The sequence below is a fragment of the Gluconobacter sphaericus genome (genome assembly GCF_016757795.1).
GTDB lineage: Bacteria > Pseudomonadota > Alphaproteobacteria > Acetobacterales > Acetobacteraceae > Gluconobacter > Gluconobacter sphaericus.
On record NZ_CP068419.1, the window covers coordinates 1,432,744 to 1,455,403 of the forward strand.

At 61.3% G+C, this 22,660-nt stretch carries 16 protein-coding genes; 6 read left to right on the plus strand and 10 right to left on the minus strand.

What is annotated here, in order from left to right:
- The first annotated feature begins 19 nt into the window (after positions 1–19).
- The 5 genes from ileS to dld all read left to right on the plus strand — a co-directional run bounded on the left by ileS (position 20) and on the right by dld (position 7,789).
- The gene (ileS, locus tag IGS75_RS06860) at positions 20–2,878 is read left to right on the plus strand and encodes an isoleucine--tRNA ligase (protein ID WP_202256417.1); all 2,859 of its coding nucleotides are present in this window, start codon (positions 20–22) and stop codon (positions 2,876–2,878) included.
- Positions 2,878–3,390 (plus strand): signal peptidase II, encoded by a 513-nt coding sequence (gene lspA, locus IGS75_RS06865; protein WP_202256418.1) that lies wholly within the window; start codon positions 2,878–2,880, stop codon positions 3,388–3,390. The genes ileS and lspA overlap by 1 nt, the downstream gene beginning before the upstream one ends.
- A 65-nt stretch (positions 3,391–3,455) precedes the next feature.
- Positions 3,456–4,028 carry a DUF3035 domain-containing protein gene (locus tag IGS75_RS06870; RefSeq protein WP_141352079.1) on the plus strand — a complete coding sequence of 191 codons (573 nt, stop codon included), beginning with the start codon at positions 3,456–3,458 and terminating at the stop codon, positions 4,026–4,028.
- A gap of 89 nt (positions 4,029–4,117) precedes the next feature.
- Complete coding sequence (gene mutL / locus IGS75_RS06875) at positions 4,118–5,977, plus strand: DNA mismatch repair endonuclease MutL (protein ID WP_202256419.1); 1,860 nt, start codon at positions 4,118–4,120, stop codon at positions 5,975–5,977.
- An 81-nt stretch (positions 5,978–6,058) separates the two neighbouring features.
- Positions 6,059–7,789 (plus strand): D-lactate dehydrogenase, encoded by a 1,731-nt coding sequence (gene dld / locus IGS75_RS06880; protein WP_202256420.1) that lies wholly within the window; start codon positions 6,059–6,061, stop codon positions 7,787–7,789.
- A gap of 15 nt (positions 7,790–7,804) precedes the next feature.
- On the opposite strand, the gene IGS75_RS06885 is transcribed toward dld, so the two are convergent.
- From IGS75_RS06885 to IGS75_RS06905, 5 genes are all read right to left on the minus strand, one after another.
- Positions 7,805–9,946 (minus strand): TonB-dependent receptor, encoded by a 2,142-nt coding sequence (locus IGS75_RS06885; protein WP_202256421.1) that lies wholly within the window; start codon positions 9,944–9,946, stop codon positions 7,805–7,807.
- A gap of 113 nt (positions 9,947–10,059) precedes the next feature.
- Entirely contained in the window at positions 10,060–10,482 is a 423-nt protein-coding gene (locus tag IGS75_RS06890; RefSeq protein ID WP_202256422.1) for a DUF2946 family protein, read from the minus strand.
- A 103-nt stretch (positions 10,483–10,585) separates the two neighbouring features.
- Positions 10,586–11,476 (minus strand): EamA family transporter, encoded by an 891-nt coding sequence (locus IGS75_RS06895; protein ID WP_202256423.1) that lies wholly within the window; start codon positions 11,474–11,476, stop codon positions 10,586–10,588.
- A 2-nt stretch (positions 11,477–11,478) separates the two neighbouring features.
- Positions 11,479–13,494: a DNA topoisomerase IV subunit B gene (gene parE / locus IGS75_RS06900; protein ID WP_202256424.1), complete on the minus strand. Its 2,016-nt coding sequence runs from the start codon at positions 13,492–13,494 to the stop codon at positions 11,479–11,481.
- 67 nt (positions 13,495–13,561) lie between these two features.
- On the minus strand, positions 13,562–14,122 hold the full coding sequence (locus IGS75_RS06905; protein WP_141352093.1) for a hypothetical protein: 561 nt from the start codon (positions 14,120–14,122) through the stop codon (positions 13,562–13,564).
- 312 nt (positions 14,123–14,434) lie between these two features.
- Here IGS75_RS06905 and IGS75_RS06910 point away from each other — a divergent pair, with 312 nt between their 5' ends.
- The gene (locus IGS75_RS06910; protein WP_373320010.1) at positions 14,435–14,980 is read left to right on the plus strand and encodes a hypothetical protein; all 546 of its coding nucleotides are present in this window, start codon (positions 14,435–14,437) and stop codon (positions 14,978–14,980) included.
- Between the two features lie 149 nt (positions 14,981–15,129).
- On the opposite strand, the gene IGS75_RS06915 is transcribed toward IGS75_RS06910, so the two are convergent.
- The 5 genes from IGS75_RS06915 to dprA all read right to left on the minus strand — a co-directional run bounded on the left by IGS75_RS06915 (position 15,130) and on the right by dprA (position 22,637).
- Positions 15,130–16,278: an OmpA family protein gene (locus tag IGS75_RS06915; protein ID WP_141352095.1), complete on the minus strand. Its 1,149-nt coding sequence runs from the start codon at positions 16,276–16,278 to the stop codon at positions 15,130–15,132.
- A gap of 155 nt (positions 16,279–16,433) precedes the next feature.
- On the minus strand, positions 16,434–16,775 hold the full coding sequence (locus IGS75_RS06920; protein WP_141352097.1) for a DUF1491 family protein: 342 nt from the start codon (positions 16,773–16,775) through the stop codon (positions 16,434–16,436).
- 25 nt (positions 16,776–16,800) lie between these two features.
- Positions 16,801–18,585, minus strand: coding sequence for a S41 family peptidase (locus IGS75_RS06925; RefSeq protein ID WP_202256425.1), 1,785 nt, complete (start codon positions 18,583–18,585; stop codon positions 16,801–16,803).
- A gap of 145 nt (positions 18,586–18,730) precedes the next feature.
- Positions 18,731–21,427, minus strand: a complete 2,697-nt coding sequence (gene topA, locus IGS75_RS06930; RefSeq protein WP_202256426.1) for a type I DNA topoisomerase — start codon at positions 21,425–21,427, stop codon at positions 18,731–18,733.
- 25 nt (positions 21,428–21,452) lie between these two features.
- Positions 21,453–22,637, minus strand: coding sequence for a DNA-processing protein DprA (gene dprA / locus IGS75_RS06935; protein ID WP_141352103.1), 1,185 nt, complete (start codon positions 22,635–22,637; stop codon positions 21,453–21,455).
- Positions 22,638–22,660: the final 23 nt, after the last annotated feature.

The window sequence follows — 22,660 nt, forward strand, 5'->3', positions numbered from 1 at the left end:
CGAAACTGGCCCGTCCCCCATGTCCGATAAGACTCCCGATCCTTCCGTCGCCGCATTCAAGGAACAGCAGGACCGCTACCGCGACACTGTGTTCCTCCCCCGCACCGGCTTTCCGATGCGCGGCGGCCTGCCCAAGCGCGAGCCCGAGACGCTCGCCCGCTGGGCTGCGATGGGTCTGGACGACAGGATCCGTGAAGCCGGGAAGGGACGCCCCGTCTTCACGCTTCACGACGGCCCTCCCTACGCTAACGGTCACATTCATATCGGACACGCCCTGAACAAGGTGATGAAGGACGTGGTCAACCGCGCCCATCGCATGTCGGGCTACGAAGTTCGTTATCTTCCGGGCTGGGACTGCCACGGCCTGCCGATCGAATGGCGGATCGAGGAGCAGTATCGTAAGGCCGGAAAGGACAAGGATCAGGTGCCCCTGCTCCAGTTCCGCGCCGAATGTCGCCAGTATGCCGCCGAATGGGTGCAAAAGCAGGCCGAGGACTTCAAGCGCATTGGCGTTCAGGCCGAATGGGCCAACCGTTATGTGACGATGGATTTCAGCTCCGAAGCCAAGATCGTCGATGAAATCGGCAAGTTCCTGCTCAACGGCAGCCTCTATCGCGGCCTGCGCCCTGTCATGTGGAGCCCGGTCGAGAAGACCGCCCTGGCCGAAGCCGAAATCGAATATCACGACATCGACTCCACCACGATTTTCGTGGCTTTCCCGGTCATCAAGGACCCGACACCCGCCCATGCCCTGAGCGGCGTCTCCGCAGTCATCTGGACGACCACGCCCTGGACCATCCCGGCCAACCGCGCGCTCGCCTATGGCCCGGATATCACCTATGTCGTCCTGCGGATCGACGAGACAAACGAAAACAGTATCGTTCCGCAGGGCGCAAAGCTGCTGGTGGCCGAAGACCGTGTGGAAGCGTTCTGCACGGAAGCGGGCATCACCGCCCATCACACGCTCTACACCCTTCCGGGCACCGCCCTCGAAGGCGCGGTCTGCGCCCATCCGCTGCGTGGCCGTGGTTATGAATATGACGTGCCGATGCTGCCGGGTGAGTTCGTCACGACCGATGCCGGTACGGGCCTCGTCCACATGGCGCCGTCCCACGGTCAGGACGATTTTGCACTCTGCCGCCAGTACGGTATCGAAGTCCCCGAACTGGTGGAAGACGACGGTCGTTATGCGCCGTGGGTTCCGCATCTGGCCGGCATTCACGTCTTCAAGGCGGCCGATCCGGTCTGCGACCTGCTGACCGAAGTCCGTCAGTCCGCCGAACATGACGACGCACCCGCCACCGGCCTTATGGCCCGCGGCTCGGTCCGCCATTCCTATCCGCATTCCTGGCGCTCCAGAGCTCCGATCATTTTCCGCGCCACGCCGCAGTGGTTCATCGCGATGGATGGTGAGACGAAACTGCGCGAAAAATCCCTGAGCGCGCTGGATAACGTCACCTTCGTCCCTGAATCTGCCCGCCGCCGTCTCACGTCGATGATCGAACAGCGCCCCGACTGGTGCATCTCTCGCCAGCGCGCCTGGGGCGTGCCGATCGCGGTCTTTGTTGAGAAGCGCACTGGCGAAGTCCTGCGCGATGCTGCCGTCATGCAGCGCATCGTCGACGCCTTCCGTGAGAAGGGGGCCGATGTCTGGTATGAAGCCGACCCGACCGTCTTCCTTGGCACCGATCGCAATCCCGCTGATTACGAACAGGTTTTCGACATCGTAGATGTCTGGTTTGAAAGTGGTTCGTCCCATCGCTTCGATCTGGGGCAGGAGGGGCTGAACTTCCCCGCCGATGTCTATCTTGAAGGCTCGGATCAGCATCGCGGCTGGTTCCAGTCCTCCCTGCTGGAAAGCGTCGGCACGATGGGCGTTGCGCCCTACAAGGCACTCGTGACCAACGGCTTCGTCATGGACGAACAGGGCCGCAAGATGTCCAAGTCGCTGGGCAATGTCGTGGCCCCGTCTGACGTGACTGACAGTCTCGGCGCGGACATCCTGCGTCTGTGGGTCTTGAATTCTGACACGAACGAAGACCTTCGCATCGGGCAGGAAATCCTCAAGCAGCAGGGCGAGCTCTATCGCCGCTTGCGGAACACGCTGCGCTGGCTCCTCGGCGCGCTGGACGGCTTCACGGCTGAAGAGGCCGTGCCTTACGCGGATCTGCCGCCGCTGGAGCAGTATATCCTGCATCGCCTGTCCGAACTGCGCGGCCTGATTTCCAACGCAATCGAAACGCATCAGTGGGTCGGTGTCTATCCGGCGCTGCACGGGTTTTGCACCACCGATCTCTCGGCGTTCTATTTTGACATCCGCAAAGACGCGATTTACTGCGACGCCAAATCCGATCCGACGCGCCGCGCGGCTCGCACGGTTCTGGATGTTTTGCACCGCGCGCTCTGCACCTGGCTCGCGCCGGTTCTCGTCTTTACAGCAGAAGAAGCTTGGCAGGCCCGCTTCGGCGAAAACGACAGCGTGCATCTTGCGCAGTTCTTCGAGCCGGACGGCGCATGGAACGACCCCGAACTCGGCAACCGCTGGGAAGACATCCGTGCCTATCGTCGCCTTGTCACGACCGAGTTGGAAACGGCTCGCCGTGACGGTACGATCGGCTCCTCGCTCGAAGCCAGTGTCACGCTGCCTTTGTCGCAGGAAGAGGCTGGGATTTTTGGTGGACTGGACTGGGCCGAACTTCTCATCACGTCTCATGCTGAAACCGAGCTTCTGCCGGGCGACACGGCCCATGGCGGCCCGCAGGTCGAGCGTGCGCCGGGCCATAAATGCGCCCGCTGCTGGAAGGTCCTGCCCGAAGTCGGTGACGATTCAGAACATCCAGCCCTGTGCCGCCGCTGCATCAGCGTGGTGAGTGCCTGATGTCCCTGTGGCATGAAGGCATGAGCCGCACGAGACGCATGGCTCTGGGTTTCGTTCTGTTGCTTCTGGTCCTCGTTCTGGATCAGGCCAGTAAGGACTGGATCCTGTATGCCTATCACCTGCCGGATCGCGGCTCGGTCGAGATCCTGCCGTTCCTGAACTTCACGATGGTCTGGAACCATGCCGTGACCTTCGGCATGTTCGGCGGTCTGGGCAGGCGGGGCCCCTGGATCTTCTGCGCTGTCTCGCTGATCGCGGTGGGGCTTCTGGTCTGGACCCTGACGCGGACGAGGCGCACTTTGGTTGCGGCGTCCTGTGGGGCGATTGCCGGTGGGGCCATCGGCAATGTCATCGACCGCCTGCGCTATGGCGCGGTCGTGGATTTCCTGCATGCCCATGCATTCGGTTGGTCATGGTATGTCTTCAATATCGCGGATTCAGGGATCGTCTGCGGCGTCATCGTCTGGCTAATCGATTCCCTGCTCGCGGAACGTCAGGCAGCAGCCAAGTGATGCGATTGCGGAACTTGTTCCAATGGCTTGCCCCCGCGTCGCGCGGACTGTAGGAGTGTTGCATCATGATCGCGTCCCAGGGGCCCTCCATGCGCCGTAACCGTCTTTCCGTTGCCCGTCTCAGTGTCCAGATGGGTGCCATGGCTTCCGTCGGCCTGCTGCTTTCGGGCTGCTCGGGCGCCGATGTTTCACGCGCGATCGGTCTCGAACGGGCTATGCCCGATGAGTATACCGTTACTACGCGCGCGCCGCTGTCGATGCCGCCCTCCGAGCAGATGCAGCTCCCTGGTGCCGCAGATGCCCATCGTCCGGACGAAAGCCCGCGGATGCAGGCGCTCGAAACCCTGTCGCCGGACACGGCACTGCATCCGGATTCCGGTAAGGGCAGCACCGGCCAGACCGCACTGGTAGGACAGGTGGACAAGTCCGCCAGCGCACCGAACAACGCCGAACTTGGCACGGCAGATGCCGGTTTCGTGGATAACCTGATGTTCTGGAAGGGCGGTAATGCCGGTTCCGTTGTTGATGGTGACGCCGAAAACCGCCGTATCCGCGAGAATTCTGCTCTAGGACGTAATCCCGCAACGGGTGCGACCCCGACCGTCAAAAAGAAGAAGGCCTTCCTCGGCGTTCTCTGAATTACTCTCCGTCCCGACTGTCCTCTGATTGGGTGGACGGGACGGCCCTGTTTGCCGTTCGGCCTCTGTCCGGACGATGAGGAGGCATCGTGTCCGAGGCCCCGTCTTTTTCCCGTCCCACAATCCGTCGTCTTTCCGGCCATGTCATTGACCTGATTGCAGCCGGCGAGGTCATTGAACGCCCCGCCGCTGCCCTCAAGGAACTGGTCGAAAACGCCATTGATTCCGGCGCAACCCGCATCGTGGTCGCGCTGCGTGCAGGGGGGACGGACCGGATCGACGTTACGGATAATGGTTGCGGCATGAGCCCGCTTGAGCTGGAACTGGCTGTCGAGCGGCACTGCACTTCCAAACTTCAGGACGACCATCTCGTCCAGATCCGGACGCTCGGGTTCCGGGGCGAGGCTCTGCCCTCCATCGGCGCCAGCGCGCGGCTTTCCATCACGTCCCGCACGCCCGATGCCGACACCGCCTGGTGCATCCGCGTTGATGGTGGCGTCATCACCCCGCCACAGCCCGCCTCCGGCCCGGTCGGCACGCGCATCGTTGTGACGGATCTGTTCTTCGCCACCCCGGCGCGACGCAAGTTCCTTAAGAGCGCGCGCGTCGAGAGCGGGCATGCCGAGTCCGTCATGCGGCGGCTGGCCCTGTCCGCTCCCCATTGCGCCATGCGTGTCCTGCTGGACGACAAGGTCCTGTTCGACCTGCCCGAACAGAGCCCGATCAGTCGTGCGGCGTCCATCCTCGAGACCACGCCCGATACACTGATCCCACTCGACGAACAGCGCGGTGCGGTTCGCCTGTCGGGTTTTGCCTGTGGTCCGGCCCGGACCCGTGCCACCGGATCGGGGCAGTTCATTCTGGTCAACAACCGCCCGGTGACGGACCCCATGCTCCGCACTGCCATCCGTGTGGCGTATCGGCCCGTGATCGAACGTGGACGGTTCCCGGTGATGGCACTGCATCTGACAGTGCCACTGGAACGGCTAGACGTGAATGTCCATCCTGCCAAGACGGAACTGCGTTTCGCCGACGAAGCCGAAATCAGGTCTCTCGTGATTGGCGGTCTGGGCCGGGCGCTGGGTCATGGTTCGAATGGCGGTGGCGGCATTCATGCGAGTTTCGGTTCGCGCCCATCCATCGTTTATCCGTCCCGTCTGGCGGAGCCACAGGGGGCACTGGTCTCTGTTCCGCTACAGGGCAGCCTACCGACCGGTTATGACCCGCGGCCCTCGTCTTTGCCGGACGTCACTTCATCTCTGGCTCGACAGGGTTTTGCGGAAACGGACCCGGCTTTCGCCCCTGCTGCCCGTGCTCCGCAGCAACCTGAAGCGCTTGATCCTGCATTTCCGCTGGGTGCCGCCATTGCGCAGGTCTTTGACACATACATCTTGGCCCTTGCACCCGACGGGGACCTCGTTCTCGTGGACCAGCACGCTGCCCATGAGCGCCTGACACATGAACGTCTGCGCGAACAGTACGCCAATGGTGGCACTCTGCGGTCGCAGGCCCTGCTCCTGCCGGAAGTGGTGGACCTGCCGCGTCGCGAGGCGGAAGCACTTATGGCCCGGTCCGAAGATCTGTCAAAACTGGGGATCGATCTTGAATCTTTCGGCCCCGGTAGTGTTCTTTTGCGCTCGGTGCCGGCCCTTTTGGGTGCTCAGGATATTCAGGAGCTTCTAAAGGATGTTGCCGACGAACTGGCCAGCGATCCGGATCTGGACGCTGCCAGTACGGGCAGTTTCTCGCATCATCTGGATGCCATTCTCGCGCGCATGGCATGTCATGGCAGCATCCGCGCAGGTCGTCGGCTTAAGCCTGAAGAAATGGATGCGCTGTTGCGGGAGATGGAACGCACACCACGTGCAAATACATGCTCGCATGGACGTCCGACATGGCTCAGACTGACTAGACGTGAACTTGAACGTCTTTTTGGGCGCGTTAAATAGCACGTAGCCTTGAAGAGTCATTTCTTGCATCACCATGTTAGGACCGGCGGAGATCCGTTTGGCGGCAGGAAAGACAACAGAATGTCAGCGTCACTCCAAGACAGTTTCGAGGTCAGTAATGACTCTCTTCTCCACTCTTTCCGCGCCATTGTCGGTTCACGCCATGTCCTGACTTCGCCAGAAGCGACTTATCGCTTTCGCAAGGGATTTCGTTTCGGCATGGGAGACGTGGTGGCGGTGCTTCAACCGGGCAGCCTTGTCGAATTGTGGCGTGCCGCGAAGCTCTGCGCCGAGTCCGGGCGGATTATCATCATGCAGGCCGCCAATACGGGCCTGACGGGCGGCTCTACTCCTGATGGTAACGACTATGACCGTGGCGTGGTCATCATCAGCACCAACCGTCTGGACGGCATCCACCTGATCGGCGAGGGTCGGCAGGTCGTGTGTCTACCGGGCTCCACCTTGCACGATCTGGAAGACAGGCTTGCCGCCATCGGCCGTGAGCCGCATTCCGTGATCGGCTCGTCCTGTATTGGTGCATCGGTTCTGGGGGGTGTCAGCAACAATTCCGGCGGCGCGCTGATCCAGCGTGGTCCGGCCTTCACCGAAATGGCGCTGTTCGGCCAGATGGGTGCGGACGGCAAACTGCATCTCGTCAATCATCTCGGCATCCGTCTGGACGGCAATCCGGAGCAGATCCTCGCCGCCGTGCAGACGGGACAGTTGCCCGAACCAGCCATCGACTGGAACGCCGGACGCGGTCACGACGAAAATTACGCCACCCATATCCGTGATGTGGATGCCGATACGCCCGCCCGGTTCAATGCCGATCCCAGCCGCTGGTATGAAGCTGCGGGATGCGCGGGCAAGCTGGTCGTGTTTGCGGTCCGCCTGGACACATTCGAGGCGAACAAAAATCCGGCCGTCTTCTATATCGGAACGAACAGCACGTCTGATCTCGAAGACCTCCGCCGTCACGCCCTGACCCATTTTGACGAACTGCCGATCGCCGGTGAGTATCTGCACCGCGATGCGTTCGATATTGCCGAGAAATACGGCAAGGACACGTTTGCGGTCATCCGCTATTTTGGCACGAAATATCTGCCAAAATTCTTCTCCATGAAGTCCCGCTTCGACGTTTTTGCGCAGAAACTGCCATTCCTGTCCGACCATTTCAGCGATCTGGCGATGCAGTTCCTCAGCCGTTTCCTGCCCAAGCAGCTCCCCAAGCGCATGTGTGAGTATCGTGACCGTTTCGAGCATCACCTGATGCTCAAGGTCTCGGCCTCCATGACTGGGCCTGTTCGGACCTATCTGGAACAGTGGGCCTCAGGCACGGGGGGCGCTTTCTTCGAATGTACGCCCGAAGAAGGCAAGCTTGCCTTCCTGCACCGCTTTGCCGCGGCCGGTGCTGCCGTGCGGTACCGCGCAATCCACACGAAAACCGCCGAAGACATCGTGGCGCTCGATGTCGCCCTGCGCCGCAATGATCGTGAGTGGTTCGAGGTTCTGCCGAAGGAGATCGAGGACAAGATCATCGTCAAACTCTATTACGGTCATTTCTTCTGCCACGTGATGCACCAGGATTACGTGATCAAAAAGGGCTACAACGCCATGCAGGTGGAGCACGACATGCTCCCCGGACTGGACGCCCGCGGCGCGCGCTATCCGGCGGAACACAATGTCGGGCATCTCTACAAGGCGCCGGACGAGATGGTCGCCCATTACCGCAGCCTCGATCCGTGCAACTGCTTCAATCCGGGCATTGGCCTTGCGACAAAGACCCGGAACTGGGTTGCCGAGAGCGTCTGACGCTCCCGACTCTCCTTAGAATGCGGCGGTCAGGTTCATGTTGAAAGACCGCCCCATTCCCGGCAACGGCCCCAGAACACCCGTAGCGTCGTAATCCCCCAGCGAGAGTCCGCCCAGCGGCAGATAATACCGCTGGTTCAGCACGTTCGCGAGTTCGGCATTGAGCGTGAAATACCGCCAGCGATAGCTCCCCCCAAGCCCCAGCAGAGCATAGCCGGGCGTGCGGGGCTCGTTGCGCAGCCAGTCCACGGTGTCCTTGGATTTCACGAGCGTCACCTCGACGCGACCTGTCCAGTTCTCATAGGTCTCGTGCAGCCCGATCAGGCCATTCGCAGGCATCTGGTGATACAGGCCCGAATGCGTCACCAGATCCACACCGCGCACCCAGTTGATGTTCCCGACCAGCTCGCCCCGTCCATAAGCCGTCCTGTCCCACAGACGCACTGAGCCTGAGGCGTTGATGCCATAGCTCTGGGCGTTGTGATTGACGAAACCCAGCATCGACAGGCCGTTCGAGAAGCTGCTCAACCGCCGGACGTTAATGTAGTTGTGCGTGTAGGTATAAAATGGCTGGATCTTCAGGTCCCAGCGCTGCGTCGGGTTCGGATCATGCCAGTCCACCGTGACACTGGCCGTATTGGCGACTTCGGGCGACAGGTTCAGGTTCCCCACATAGCCGTTGCCATCGCCAAACCAGCCGATCATGCGCGTCGCCATGCTGCCCACGCCCCAGGCATAACGCTCATACAGGTTTGGCGAGCGCGTCTTGCGGGCATAGCCCCCTTCGATGGACAGGCTGTCCATCGGCTTCCAGCGGCCCGTTGCGGTCACGTCGAAATTGACGTCCGTGCGCCCGCGTGACGCCTGGTTGAACCGCTCCGCCGCCATCGCATCGGCCATGGCCATCATCCCGGTCCAGGAATAGGGCGCGACCTTGCCCGTATTCATCATCACCAGATCGTTGCGGAATCCGAGCTGTGTGGAAAAGCGGGGCAGCCACTGCGCGTCCCATTCCGCGAAATGACCCAGCCGGTCCCGATGGCCGTTATTGATGTTGTGATAGGTGCCTGGCCCCATCATCATGCTGCCCTGAAGCGGCGGCCACCAGTCGTTCAGCCCGTTATGGTCGAAGGAGCTGCCCAGTTTGAGCGTGTGCTTCAGCCCGAGCGGAATAGTCGCCTTGATTGCATAGGTCGCCGTCCGTGCATCCGTGTTCATTGGCATGCCCGTGGTCGCGCTGTGGCCGCCCTTGTCCGAAAGCATGTTCATGACATGCGTTACCCGTTGCCAGGAGCCGCGCACATCCAGCGTACCCCAGTTGAAATTGCCCTTGTACTTGCCGTTCACGAATGTCGAACGGTTGTTGGTCATGTCCATGTACTGGTTGGGAAACCCCTCATAGGGGATGTCCTGTTGACCGAAGGTCAGGGCCAGAAGATGGTTGGCCTTCTTCACGCCCAGCGTCACGGCATGATTGAAGCTCAGATACTCGGTGGACCGCACGCGCTGCCCGCTCCCGCCTGCCTGATAGTCGCTGGCATGTGAATAGGATGCTGTATAGCGCAGGCTGAACATGTCATTGGCGAGCGTCAGGGATCCCGAAGCCCCCGAGCCCCCGCCATTGCTGCGATAATCGCCGCGAACATGCCCGGTTACGAGGATATTGCCCGTTTTGGCAAACAGCGGGTCTTTGCGCTCGATCTCGACGGTCCCGCCGATACTGTCTCCGCCCAGACTCACGGGCGTGATCCCCGCAATCGCTACGGCACGCGAGACGCTGTCCGGATCGACGTAAGACATGGCGGGATTCATATGGTTCGGACAGGCGGCATCAATCCGCATCCCGTCCACGAGCGTCGCCACCCGGTCGTCGGCCATGCCGTTCAGGACAGGCAGGGCGGAGACACCACCTGCAGAATAGGTGCTGTACCCGAGTGCATGGTCCAGAAGATGCGCCGTGTCCGCGTTGCTCGTCCGGGGCTGGCGCAGACCGTTGACGGTCAGATGTTCGGCTTTGCCGGATTCGATGGAATTTGGCTGGGGCAGGGTTTCCTGAGCATAGGCCCCTGAAAAGGCGCTCAGGGTCATAATGATGGTCGTCAGGTACGGGCGCACGTGAGGTGCACCGCCTGCGCGGGTACTGACAAAGGGGAGCATGATCTGCATCCTCGACTGATCTGAAATCCAGTCACGGCGGATCACGTCCTGAAGGGCTCCCGAAACGGGCAGACCACAGGAAGTTCCTTCCTCCGCCATGAGCACGATGGGGGTCAGACGAGGCGAGGTGGTCCTCGGGACGGTGGGAGCAGACGCCAGATCGCTGGCGGTGCGCGTGGTGTGCCCGGGTGTTGCCGGATTTGACGTCCTGTGGCCCCACGTGCCGGTACGGTAGGCAGGCTGGCGAGGATGACTGCCAGCAGCTGCAACAGCGGGCAGAGCGGGCAGGTGCCGTCATGGGAATGGTGGTCGTGATGCTGCCCGGTCGTCATTCCGGGCATGGGCCCGGCCATCACCATGGGTGACGGCGCGACATCAATCCCCGTCAGGCGCTCAATCGTCGCCCGTGGACTTTCTTCGGGGTAGGCGCATCCTTGAAGGACCAACTGCCCTAGAAATCCCAGAAGAACCAAGGCGATGACTGCAAGGGCAGACAGATCGGACCGTTGGTTCGAGGAGGGAAAGAGGCGGGACATGACGTCTGCATCTGGCGCGTGTGTCGCAGGCCGGTCAAGGGCGCGAAATACGGCCCATCCCTATATTTCTGTCAGTTTTCAGCCGATTATTGCTCAGGCGGGCTCAGTGGAGCGGCTTCTGCCGCCCTGTCAGGACATTCCCGGCCGATGCCGCCGCGATGCACAGAACGCCCATCCAGCGCATGATGGACAGCGCCTCATGTAGGAAAATAAATCCTGAAAGCGCACCCAGCATGGGCTCCATGCTCAGCAGGATTCCCAGCTCGCGCGGGTTCAGGGTGCGCATCGCCATCATGTCCAGAATATAGGGTACGGCCGAGGACAGGACCGCGACGCTTAGTGCGGCTCCCCCCTGCCAGGGATGACTCAGCACCGTCGGAATCGTCGGGATCAGGCAGGGTAGCAGCAGGATACCCGCGGTGCTCATGCCCAGAGTGGTGGCGACGGGGGCGGGGAACATCTTGCCCATGCGTGTGCCGGTCAGGATATAGACCACCCACCCACACCCGCTCAGTAGGGCTGCGGCCACGCCAAACAGATTGAGTGATGACAGGTCAGTCGTCGCTCCCTCGGGCCGCAGCAGCAGGACGAGCCCTAGCACCACAAGTCCCGCCCAGCACAGGTCAAGCCATCGGCGGGATCCGACCAGTGCCAGCGTCAGAGGGCCAGTGAACTCAAGGGCTACTACGACGCCCAGTGGCAGCCTGACCAGCGCCACATAGAAGCAGAAGTTCATGACCGCGACAGCGGCGCCATAGGGCAGCAGCAGTTTCAGCCGTTCGACGGTTAGCGAACCGCGCGTCGGTCGCCAGATGCATAGTAGGATCACTGCCGCCAGACACACGCGTAGCCCGACCATGCCGGTCGGTCCGAACAGGGGAAACAGCCCCTTTGCCAGTGTGGCGCCGATCTGAAAGGAGGAAATCCCTCCGATCAGACATCCGACGGCCTTGAGCTGGCTATTCGATTCCGTGGAACTGGCCGGTAATGACACGCTCAGACGTCGAGATCGTCAACGGAGCGGGCGTGTTCCTGAATAAAGCGGAACCGCAGTTCCGGCTTGCGGCCCATCAGGCTTTCTACACGTTCGCTGGTCGCCAAACGGTCCTCGGGCGGCGTGATGACGCGCAGAAGCGTCCGCCGGGCCGGGTCCATGGTTGTTTCTTTGAGATCTTTCACTGGCATCTCGCCCAGACCCTTGAACCGCGAGACTTCGACCTTTGCATTGGCCTTGAAATCTGTCTTGATCCGCCGCAGCCGGTCCTGATCGTTCATGGCATAGACCGTCTTTGGTCCATGCGTGATGCGATAGAGCGGAGGCTGGGCCAGATGCAGATGCCCCTGCCGGATCAGTTCGGGCATCTCGCGATAGAAGAACGTCATCAGAAGCGAGGCGATATGCGCTCCGTCCACGTCGGCATCCGTCATGATGATGACGCGCCCATAGCGCAGACGGCTGATATCGAACGATGCCCCGATGCCGCAGCCCAGTGCCTCGGTCAGATCCCGAAGTTCCTGATTGGCCCGCAGCTTGTCGGTCGTGGCGGAGGCCACGTTGAGGATCTTGCCCCGCAGCGGCAGCACGGCCTGTGTCTCGCGGTCGCGCGCCTGACGGGCGGAGCCGCCAGCCGATTCGCCCTCCACGAGGAACAGTTCCGTCTCGGCGGCATTTTCGCGTGTGCAATCCGTCAGCTTGCCCGGAAGGCGCAGCTTGCGCGTGGCGCTCTTGCGGGCCGTGTCCTTGACTTCGCGGCGGCGCAAACGCTCTTCCGCACGTTCCACCATGAAGGCCAGAAGACTGTCCGCCTGTTGCGGATTACCGCCCAGCCAGTGATCCACGCGGTCGCGCAGCGCACCCTCGACCAGTCGCGATGCCTCCTGAGAAGTCAGCTTGTCCTTGGTCTGGCCCTGAAACTGCGGATCGCGAATGAAGACCGAGAGCTTGGCGGCCACGGAGCCGAGTACGTCCTCGGCAGAGATCGCTGCAGCCCGCTTGACCTTGCGCTGATCGCCCCAGGCGCGAAGCCCCTTGACCAAAGCTGCCCGGAAGCCAGCTTCATGCGTGCCACCCTGCGGCGTGGGAATTGTGTTGCAGAACGAGGACAGTGAGGCCGTACCGCTTTCAAGGAAAGCTACCGCCCATTCCACGCGGCCGCCCGTGCGGCCGTCTGCCGCAATCGGCAGCTCGACGTCGCCGGCCCAGATCGGCGTCAGTAGATCCGGATCCGGCCCGAGCTCTGCCGAAAGGGCGTCTTCCAGACCGTTGGGGAACTGAATGGTGGCTTCAACCGGCGTCTCGTCGTCCGCTTTGATGAGGGATGCTTCGCATTTCCACTGAATCGTCACACCTCGGAAGAGTGCCGCCTTGGAGCAGCACATCCGATAGAGCCGGGCAGGAGAGAAGTGATGATTGCCGAAGATTTCCGGGTCGGGCGTAAAACGCACCGTCGTGCCACGACGGTTGGGCGCATTGCCGACTTCCGCCAACGGTGCCAACGAGACACCGCGCACGAAATCCTGCCGGTACAGCGTCCTGTCCCGCGCGACCTCGACTTCCAGCTTCTCGGACAGCGCATTGACGACCGAACTGCCAACGCCATGCAGGCCGCCGGAGGTGTCATAGGCTTTGCCGGAGAACTTTCCGCCTGCGTGCAGTGTGGTGAAAATCACCTCAAGCGCGGATTTCTCGGGAAATTTCGGATGGGGATCGGTCGGGATGCCACGGCCATTGTCGCGCACCATCAGCGTACGCGGGCCTTCCAGCCGTACATCGATGGTCGTGGCGTGCCCGGCCACTGCTTCATCCATCGCGTTATCGAGGATTTCGGAAGCCAGGTGATGATATGCGGTATCATCCGTGCCGCCGATATACATACCCGGACGGCGCCGGACGGGCTCCAGCCCTTCCAGCACCTCAATGTCGTGGGCGCCATATTCCGTGTCGACCGTGCCCTTGCGGGCGCCGCCGGTCCGGGTTTTGCCTGTCTTTCCTGACTCGAACAGATCGCTCATGTCTGCGTTGTCGCTGTCCCGTCACGGAACGTCAAGCGCACGCTTCGCGACAGGATCAGAGATTGGCTCAGGCGCGGTTTGTGTGGCGGGTGGCTGCCCGCTTCGTCACGCCTTTGCGGGAGTGGCGGTCAATGGTCGCCGGAGCTTCGCAGCTCTCATAGGAGGCTGGCTGGGCCACGTCCTTGGCTTCGGCGTAATGGGCGAGGTCGGCCGAGCTTTCGAGGGCGTTGATCTCGTCGAACATCGCCTCGCGTTGCTGGCAGAACACTGTGCCGGATTTCAGTCCACCGAGTGACTGGATGTCGGCAAGCTGCGTGATGTAGTCGTCATGTTCGACCTGCGCGCGACGGCCATAGGTCGTGCGGAAATAGCTGTTCAGACGTTCGTCCGCATTCAGTAGTGCCGGGCGAAACTTGCTGACGAAAGCGTTGTAACGGTCCTGCGCCTTGCACGACAGTGCCGTCACCATCAGCTCGGATTTCAGGCCAGCCACATCGAAGGCTTCGTGAGCGGGCGAGTTGCCGCAGTCCGCAGCGCGGGCGGACAGGGGATGAGCGGCAGCAAGCGTAGCGCAGGAAAGCCCAACAGCAAGCAGGCTCTTGAAGGAACGACGGAAGATCGACGGCATTGACAGACTCCACAAGGCCGGATCGACCGGCCACAACCACTGGAACAGACTACCCGCGGTCGACCCCCCGTGAAAGCTGAATCTGCGTCTGAGGAACGTGCGGCAAGCCCTTAATCCGAAACATGATTTCGTGGCAGAAAATGGGCGCACGCCGTCTCAACAGCAATTTATCCGCCATCAGGCATAAAATACCGTCAAAATGGCCGCTGTCCCTTCACGCAGTCTTTCGCCCCGTGCTGTCCTGTTCTACATCCGAACGTCTGTCCGCCGTGAAAATGCGGCATGTCCAGTCACGATGCGTTGGAGTTGACCGTGCGTCTGCGAGGTTCTGCCATTACCCTGGGTTCGGCACTTGCCGTATCCCTGCTTCTCTCCGGTTGTGCCCAGCAGCCGATCGTCCAGCGTTCCGTGGCTCCGAATCCCTTCGGTTATCAGCGGACCTCCGCTGTCTGTCACGTTTCCGCCGTCAAGAAGGCTGTTGACGGGACAATGAGTGTCGACATGACGGTCCGCAGCGATGATGGGCTGTGCTCCATCGCTATCCAGAAGCCGATGGGTGGCAACTATGCGTCCTTCGGCGTTAATCCGCCGCCGGCTCACGGCAAGGCTTTCCTCTACAATTATGATGGCAAGACCTATGTGGATTACACGCCGGCCACGGCTTATGCCGGAACGGATTCGTTCACGGCCGAGCTGATCCCCGGTGGTGGCCAGAAGCGCGAGCATCTGACGATTCACGCCACGGTGGATGCAACAGGCGTCGTTGTCGCCAAGCCGCCAGCAGTCGTCGCTCCGACGCATGCGAAGACGACTGCTAAGAAAGCCACCGTCCGTCATACGGTGCGCCGCAAGAAGTAAGTCTTTTCCATCACGTCGATGGGTCTGAAAGGGCGGTGAGATTTCTCTCCGCCCTTTTTTGTGTCGGCAGAGCGTATAACAGGTGCAAAAAAACCGGCGACCTCATGAGAAGCCGCCGGTTGACCGGGATCCGGGTCTATTCGTAGGCCTTATTTGAAATCGATTTCCACGCGGCGGTTCTGGGGCTCGCGGGTATTGGCGGCGGTGACCACCAGCGGGTGGCTCTCGCCGAAGCCTTGCGTCGTGATTAGTCCGGCAGCCACGCCATCACGAACCAGCTCTTCCTTGACTGTGTTTGCGCGACGCTGTGAGAGCGCCATGTTGTAGGCCTCGCCACGATGTCCCGGATGGGCGGCGGAGGTATCGGTATAGCCACTGACCTCGATATGCGTGACCTGCACGGAGGTCGAGTTGCGTGCTGCGGCGGCAACAACGGCTTTCGCGCGCGTGCTCAGCTCAGCTGAATCCCAGTCGAAGAACACCAGATAGGTGCGGGTGGGGGCCGGACCCGGGATCGGCATGGGAGCCGCAACCGGCTTCGGCGGCGGGGGCGCAGGATTGAACTCGTAGCGCAATCCCAGCATCAGTGAATGATTGAAGTCCGTGCGGGTATCGCGGTTACCGCTGGACACCCCGAATTCCTTGGTCTTGTCCCAGCCGCCATAGATTCCGGTTGCCGTGGCATGGTGGCCGTTCGGGCCCATCAGCGTGTAAAAGCGGTACTCGGCGGTAGCGGATAGACCCACAACCCAGGGAACAGGGAACGACAGGCCGAAGATGCCCTGATAGGCGAAGTTTCCGGCCGTGCCGCCTACATGCTGGTCAAAGGCGCCGTTCGGGGCACGAACATAGGTGTTCATGGCCTGCCAGCCATAGCCGATACCAGCGCCAAAATACGGAAAGACCCAAGACTTGCCGATATCCATGTCGAACAGGGCATTAGCCATGACGCCATAGCCCTGCTGACGGCCGCCGACGGAAGACGGGAAGGTGCTGGAGCGGAACTGCTGCAGCCGGTTGTTTCGGTAATTGCCTTCGACCTCGACGCGGAATCCGTTTCCGAGTCCGTAGCCCAAGCTGCCAATACCGGTCACACCGGCCTGATAATGGTCACGTCCGCTTGGAAAGACCGGGGACAGGCGTGCGGTCTGGTCCTGATTGAAGCTCGCACCGCCTTCACCTGCAATATACAGGCCTTTGACGGGCTGCGCGGTTGCGGCACCCATGACGAGCATCGAAACGCCTGCAGTGAACCCGGCGCGGGTAAGCCAGGTCCTGACAACGGATCGTTGCGTCATGTCATTTCTCTCCAACCAGACAAATCTGCCAACCTTATCTGCGTGTGTTTTTGCCGAAAGCTCGGACGATGGCAACGCATCACACGACACAATGCCGCATCATGCGGTTTTCTTTATGGCAGGTTCACCATGTGCTGTGTCTTCACTCCCACAGTTTACGCCTCTTCGTCCAGATCGAGCCTTCGCGAGCCGAGGGTGCGCTCTATGGGCTGGGACACGTCCCGCATCTCCAGCTCGATGATCCACAGGTCAGGATCATATTTTTTCTGTCGCTCCAGATAGGCGTTCACGTCTGCCGGATTGGTAGCATCTACACGGGACCATCCGTTCCCGTCTTCGCGTAGGACGCCTGTTCCACCTGAGCGATCAGTCAGGACGATCAGGACCGCGCCGGCGTCTTCGTCGCCTTTCTTCAGAACCATGGCTGAGGTTCCGTCCGAGGAAATACGGCGAAGGACAGCCCGTACCCAGAGTCCCGTTTTCAATCGTGCGCCCATGACTGTTTCCGTTCGTCTTGCAAAGTTAGTGGATGGGCGCGCTGTTCTCGTCAGGAACAGACTCCAGCGCCGCCTTGTAGGCGGCAGGGGAAGACATCAACACCTTGGCGGCGTCCATGTCGGCATCCGAGCCGATGGCGGCCGGGCAATGTTTCCGGATATCGAGAATTTTCGTCACCGGAACCGGGTAGCGGGCCGCGCGTGCCATCTGCACGGCCTCGCCCTGCAGGGTGTTGCCCTGCTTCAGGGCAGAGAGCTGGGCCTGAAGGGACTCGGCACCGAGCGATGTGCAGACCTGCGGCATGACTCCCAAACCCTGGATGGGCCAGCCGAGCGGGGCCTGATTGCGACTCCACGTCACGAACAGTTCACCTCCGTTCGGCATCTGCCCGATCACCTGCACGAGTCCCTTGCCGAGCGTCTCGCTTCCGATCACGACCGCGCGTCGGTGATCGGCCAGTGCGGAAGCCAGGATTTCAGCCGCGCTAGCCGTCCGTCCGTCTACGAGAATCACCACCGGTGTGCCATTGGTCATGTCACCACCCTGAACGGCCCAGATATGGTTAGCCAGAGGATTCCGGCCATACGTGGTCACGGCCACGCCATGATCCAGCAGCAGGGCCGCCGTGGTGACGGCCTGCTGAAGGACGCCGCCGCGATCACCGCGCAGGTCGAGAATGATCCCCGCGGTCTTGTTTTTGTTGGTAGAGGGAGCAGAGGTATCTGGTGTCGGCTCATCTACGACCTGATCAAGATACTGGCTGATCTCTTCTGCTGTCTGGGTCGAAAAGGAGGTGACGCGCAGAACAGTGAATGGCCCGTCTGTCGAGGCAAATACGGTTTCGGGCGGGACCTGTGTCCGTTCCAGCTGCAGCATTGTTGTTCGATGGCCTTTTGCGGCAATCCCCAGCGTGACGGAAGTATGTTCGTTGCCCTCCAGCCACTCCTGGACCGTGGTGACATCCTGACCACGCGTCGAACGGCCGTTGACGGAGACCAGGCGCTCGCCCGTATCCACGCCGGCCTCCCAGGCGGGGCCATTGGCGTTGACGGCCGTAATCACGATCATGCGGCCGCCCTGGCCCAGACTCAGCCCCACCGTTCCCGTATCTCCGGTCCGCCGCGTGCGGTCCGAAATGGCGGGAGAGGGACCGAGATACCGGGAATAGGGGTCAAGATGATTGAAAAGTTCGTCGAAAAAGCCCTGCAGAAGTGCGTCTGATCCGGCCTCCCGCAGTGTGGCGGAATGCTGCCAAGCGGCCTGCATAGCAGCCGTGACCAGATCGGCCCATGCCCCGTTGCTGTCTGCGCCCGGCATGATCCGGCTGAACACGACCGTCTGCCCCCGGAGAACGTTCAGTATTGCGGGTGCCTGCGCAGATGCATCGGCAGAATTCTTTGTCGCTGTCATTGTCCCAGTGGGCGAGGGTACGGGTCCTGACACTTCAGGGCGCGTTTCCGTGACGGAAAGGGTGGGGTCGATGGCCGTCAGCCCGTCCAGACCCCACAGGCAGAAATCCCGCGCGGAGTGCGCCTCGAGTGTGCGGGGTTCCAGAAAGCCAAGGGCTGCAATCAGCACTTCGCGTGTCAGGGAAATTGAAAGTGCCGGCTGTGGTACGGGCGCAGCAGCGGAGAGGGCGGAGGTCGCCTGCGCCGTGGTTCCGGTTGTATCCGCGGGTGTCTGTGCCTTTGCTGGTCCTGTCGGGGCGATCAGGATGAACATGCAGAACGCCAGGCAGAGAGCCGGACGACATGACGTCTCGTGGCTGCGCGGCATGAAATGGATCATAGGGCGGACGGCATGACGCAAGACGGGGTCCTTGGAGACGGGACGGCAAAGAAGGCTGCTCCCCGTAAGGCGACCACGCCACAAACTTCATCCACGGTAAAGACTTGCCAGACCGAATGTGGGGTCGGCAGTGCCGTCAGGCAACACTGTTGACCCGATCCTGTTTTCAGTCTTCCGACGACGTGTCGGAAACAGTTTTACGCTTCCGCGGCGTTATGGTTTTTGTCTTTGTGGCAGATTTGGTCGGGCTACGCTTTGTTACCTTCTTTGGGGTCGTTTCATCCCCTTCCGCAGCCGCAACGGTTTTTTTTGTCTTTGCTGCTTTCGGAGCCGCTTTTTTCGTAGAAGTTTTTTTTGTGCCACCTTTCAGTGGCTTGCCCTTTTCCGCCAGAAGCGCCACCGCTTCATCGAGCGTGACCTCCTCCATGTCCTGCCCCTTCGGCAGGTTGGCGATCAGCTGACCGTGCTGGGCGTAAGGGCCGAACCGTCCCTTACGGATCATGACCGCTTCGCCGTCCTTGGGGTGTGGTCCCAGATTGCGGATGGAGGCGAGCTTTTTTGCCAGCGAATCTACGGCCCGGTTCAGCCCGACTGTCAGGACGTCGTCGTCCTTGTCGAGCGTGCCATAGATGGCGCCCATCTTCACATATGGCCCGAAGCGTCCAAGGCCGGCCTCGATCTTTTCGCCCGTTTCGGGGTGAAGTCCGACCAGACGTGGTAGGGACAGCAGTCCCAGCGCCTGTTTCATGGTTATGGTATTGCCGTCGATTCCCTTGGGAATGGTCGTCCGCTTGGGCTTGGCTTTCTTGTCCTCGGGATTGGGTTCGCCGCGCTGGATATACAGCCCGTACGGTCCGCGCCGGATCGAGATGTCCTCCCCGGTATCCGGGTCCTGGCCCAGAATTTTCGGCCCGTCATTCAGCCCTTCGGTATCGCCTTCCTCGGCCACCAGACGGCGTGTGAACTGGCAGGTAGGATAGTTTGAACAGCCGATGAAGGCGCCGAACTTGCCAAGCCGCAGGCCCAGCCGTCCGGTTCCGCAGGAGGTACAGACGCGCGGATCACCACCATCAGGGCGTGGCGGGAAGAAATGCGGCGCGAGGTCCTCGTCCAGAGCGTCGATAACGTCCGAGATTTTCAGATCCTTGGTCTGCGCTACAGCAGTCGAGAAATCATGCCAGAACGCAGCCATGACATCATGCCAGTCCGCACGGCCGCCTGAAATATCATCAAGCTGTTCTTCAAGCGAGGCTGTGAAACCTGAATCCACATAGCGCTCGAAGAACGATGTCAGGAATGCCGTGACCAGCCGTCCGCGATCTTCGGGCACGAAACGCCGTGCATCAAGCCGCACGTAATTACGGTCCCGCAGCACGCCGAGAATGGAGGCGTAGGTCGAGGGACGGCCAATGCCGATCTCTTCCATTTTCTTGACGAGCGAGGCTTCCGAATAACGCGGAGGCGGCTGGGTGAAATGCTGCTCGGCGTCCACGGCGCCGGTCGTCAGGCGGTCGCCTTCCTTCATCGGCGGCAGGAGCTTGCCGTCTTCGTCTTCAGCCTTCGTATCGTCATGGCCCTCGATATAGAGCTTGAGGAAGCCGTCGAATGCGATGGTCGAACCCGTGGCGCGCAGAAGCGTCTGGCCACTCGCATCCGCCAGCGTTACCGCCACCTGATCCAGTTCCGCCGATTGCATCTGCGAGGCGACGGAGCGCTTCCAGATCAGCTCGTACAGCTTCTTCTGGTCGGGTGTCAGCGCGTGGCCGAGCTGCTGGGGCGTCAGAAAGACGTCCGTCGGGCGGATGGCCTCATGGGCCTCCTGCGCATTCTTGGCTTTGGTGGAATAGGCGCGCGGGAAATCCGGCACATAGTCATCGCCGAACGCCTTGCCGATATGCCCGCGGATGGACCCGATGGCTTCTTTCGCCATCGTCACACCATCGGTTCGCATATAGGTAATCAGGCCGGTGGTTTCGCCGCGCAAATCCACGCCTTCATAAAGCTGCTGCGCCGTACGCATCGTCGTCTGTGCGCTCATGCCGAGCTTGCGAGACGCTTCCTGCTGCAGGGTCGAAGTCGTGAATGGCGGCGGCGGGTTGCGCTTGGTACGCTTGCGCTCGACGGAGCGTACCGTGAACTGTCCGCTGAGGACCGTATCGCGTGCGCCGAAGGCCAGCTGCTCGTTGCTCAGATCGAACTGGTCGAGCTTTTCGCCCTTCAGATGCGTCAGACGGGCCTGGAACGCGGCCTTGCCGGGCGTCGTGAAGCCGCCGGTGACAGTCCAGTATTCCTTGGGGCGGAAAACTTCGATTTCGGCTTCGCGCTCACAGATCAGGCGCAGAGCAACGGACTGCACACGGCCCGCACTCCGGCTGCCCGGCAGCTTGCGCCACAGGACGGGAGACAGCGTGAAGCCCACCAGATAATCCAGCGCGCGGCGGGCCAGATAGGCGTCAATCAGCGGGCGGTCCAGCTCGCGTGGAGCGGCCATTGCCGCCGTAACGGCCGATTTGGTGATTTCGTTGAAGGTGACGCGGTGGACGTCCACGTTCTTCAGAAGATTTTTCTCTTCCAAAACGCTGCGGACATGCCAAGAGATCGCCTCACCTTCGCGATCCGGGTCAGTGGCGAGGTAAAGGTTTTTCGCCCCTTTCAGCGCCTTGGTGATGGCGGAAATCTGCTTGGCGCCGCGCTCGTCCGTCTGCCAGCTCATGGCAAAGTTCTCGTCCGGGCGCACGCTGCCGTCCTTGGGTGGCAGATCTCGCACATGCCCGAACGAAGCGAGTACGGTATATCCGCTTCCCAGATACTTGTTGATCGTCTTGGCCTTTGCCGGGCTCTCGACCACCACAACGTCCGTCATCGCTACTCCGGTATTCCGCGTCACTTCAGTTCGGCAGCAACGCCACGCGTCCGCCGGGCACAAACTCCACGACCCCGCCGAGCTCCAGCTCGGCCAGCGTCGCAAGCACTACCGACACGGAGAACTGGCAGCGGCGCACCACCTCGTCAACTGCTACCGGTGTTACAGACAGGAGGGAACATACTGTCTTTTGGGCCAGATCCGGCTCAACCCAGTTCTCGCTGACAGGGTTGCCCCAAGCTATGGAGGGCTCGGAAAAGCCCGTCAAAGGCGGGCTGTGGGCGGATGAACGCTGCCAAGGCGCCGCCTCGCGTGGTGGAAGCGCCGAGGGCAGGGCCTGAAGAATATCGACGATATTTTCTGTCAGAGTAGCCTGGCCTGTTTTCAGTAACTGGTTTCCGCCCCGGGACCGGGGATCGAGCGGTGAGCCGGGCACGACGAGGAGTTCGCGGTTATAGGACTGTGCCAGATCGGCCGTGATCAGAGTGCCGGACCCGATAGTTGCTTCAATAATCAGGCATCCAAGTGAAATTCCGGCGATCAGGCGATTGCGCCGTGGGAAATGGCGGGCCTGCGGAGCTGTGCCGAGCAGGGCTTCCGTCACCAGACAGCCCCTTTCCGCGATCTGCTGCTGAAGGGAGGCATTTTCGTGTGGATAGACATGATCCAGTCCGCCCGCGATGGCTGCGACCGTCAGTCCCGTATGGAGTGCCGCGGCATGAGACGCCGAGTCGATGCCCCGTGCAAGCCCAGAAATCACGCAAAGTCCCGAATGGGCAATTTCGGCCGAAAGGCTCTCGGCCATCCGGATTCCGGCTGCAGACGCATTGCGGGCGCCCACAATTCCCACGGACCGCATCGAGAGTTTGCGGATATCTCCAAGTGTGAACAGGACAGGCGGGGCATCCGGGATGCAGGACAGGAGCAGCGGATAGTCCGCATCACCCCGCACCAGCATTTTTCCACCCAGCTTTTCAAGGCGTTCCAGCTCATCCGACATGCGCGAGACGGTCGGAATAACAGGGTCTTCCCGGCGTCCCGCCTGGCGCATACGGTCGGGGAGGGCGGCAAGGGCAGTGCCCGCACTGCCATACTGCGTCATCAGTCGCGCAAAGTTGATCGGGCCGACGCCCGTTGTCCGCGCCAGACGCAGTATGTCGATTCGGTCTGCTGCGGGCAGGACGGGACGCATGTCCGGAGAAGCTGTCATAGGATATTTTCCTTAAGACAGAT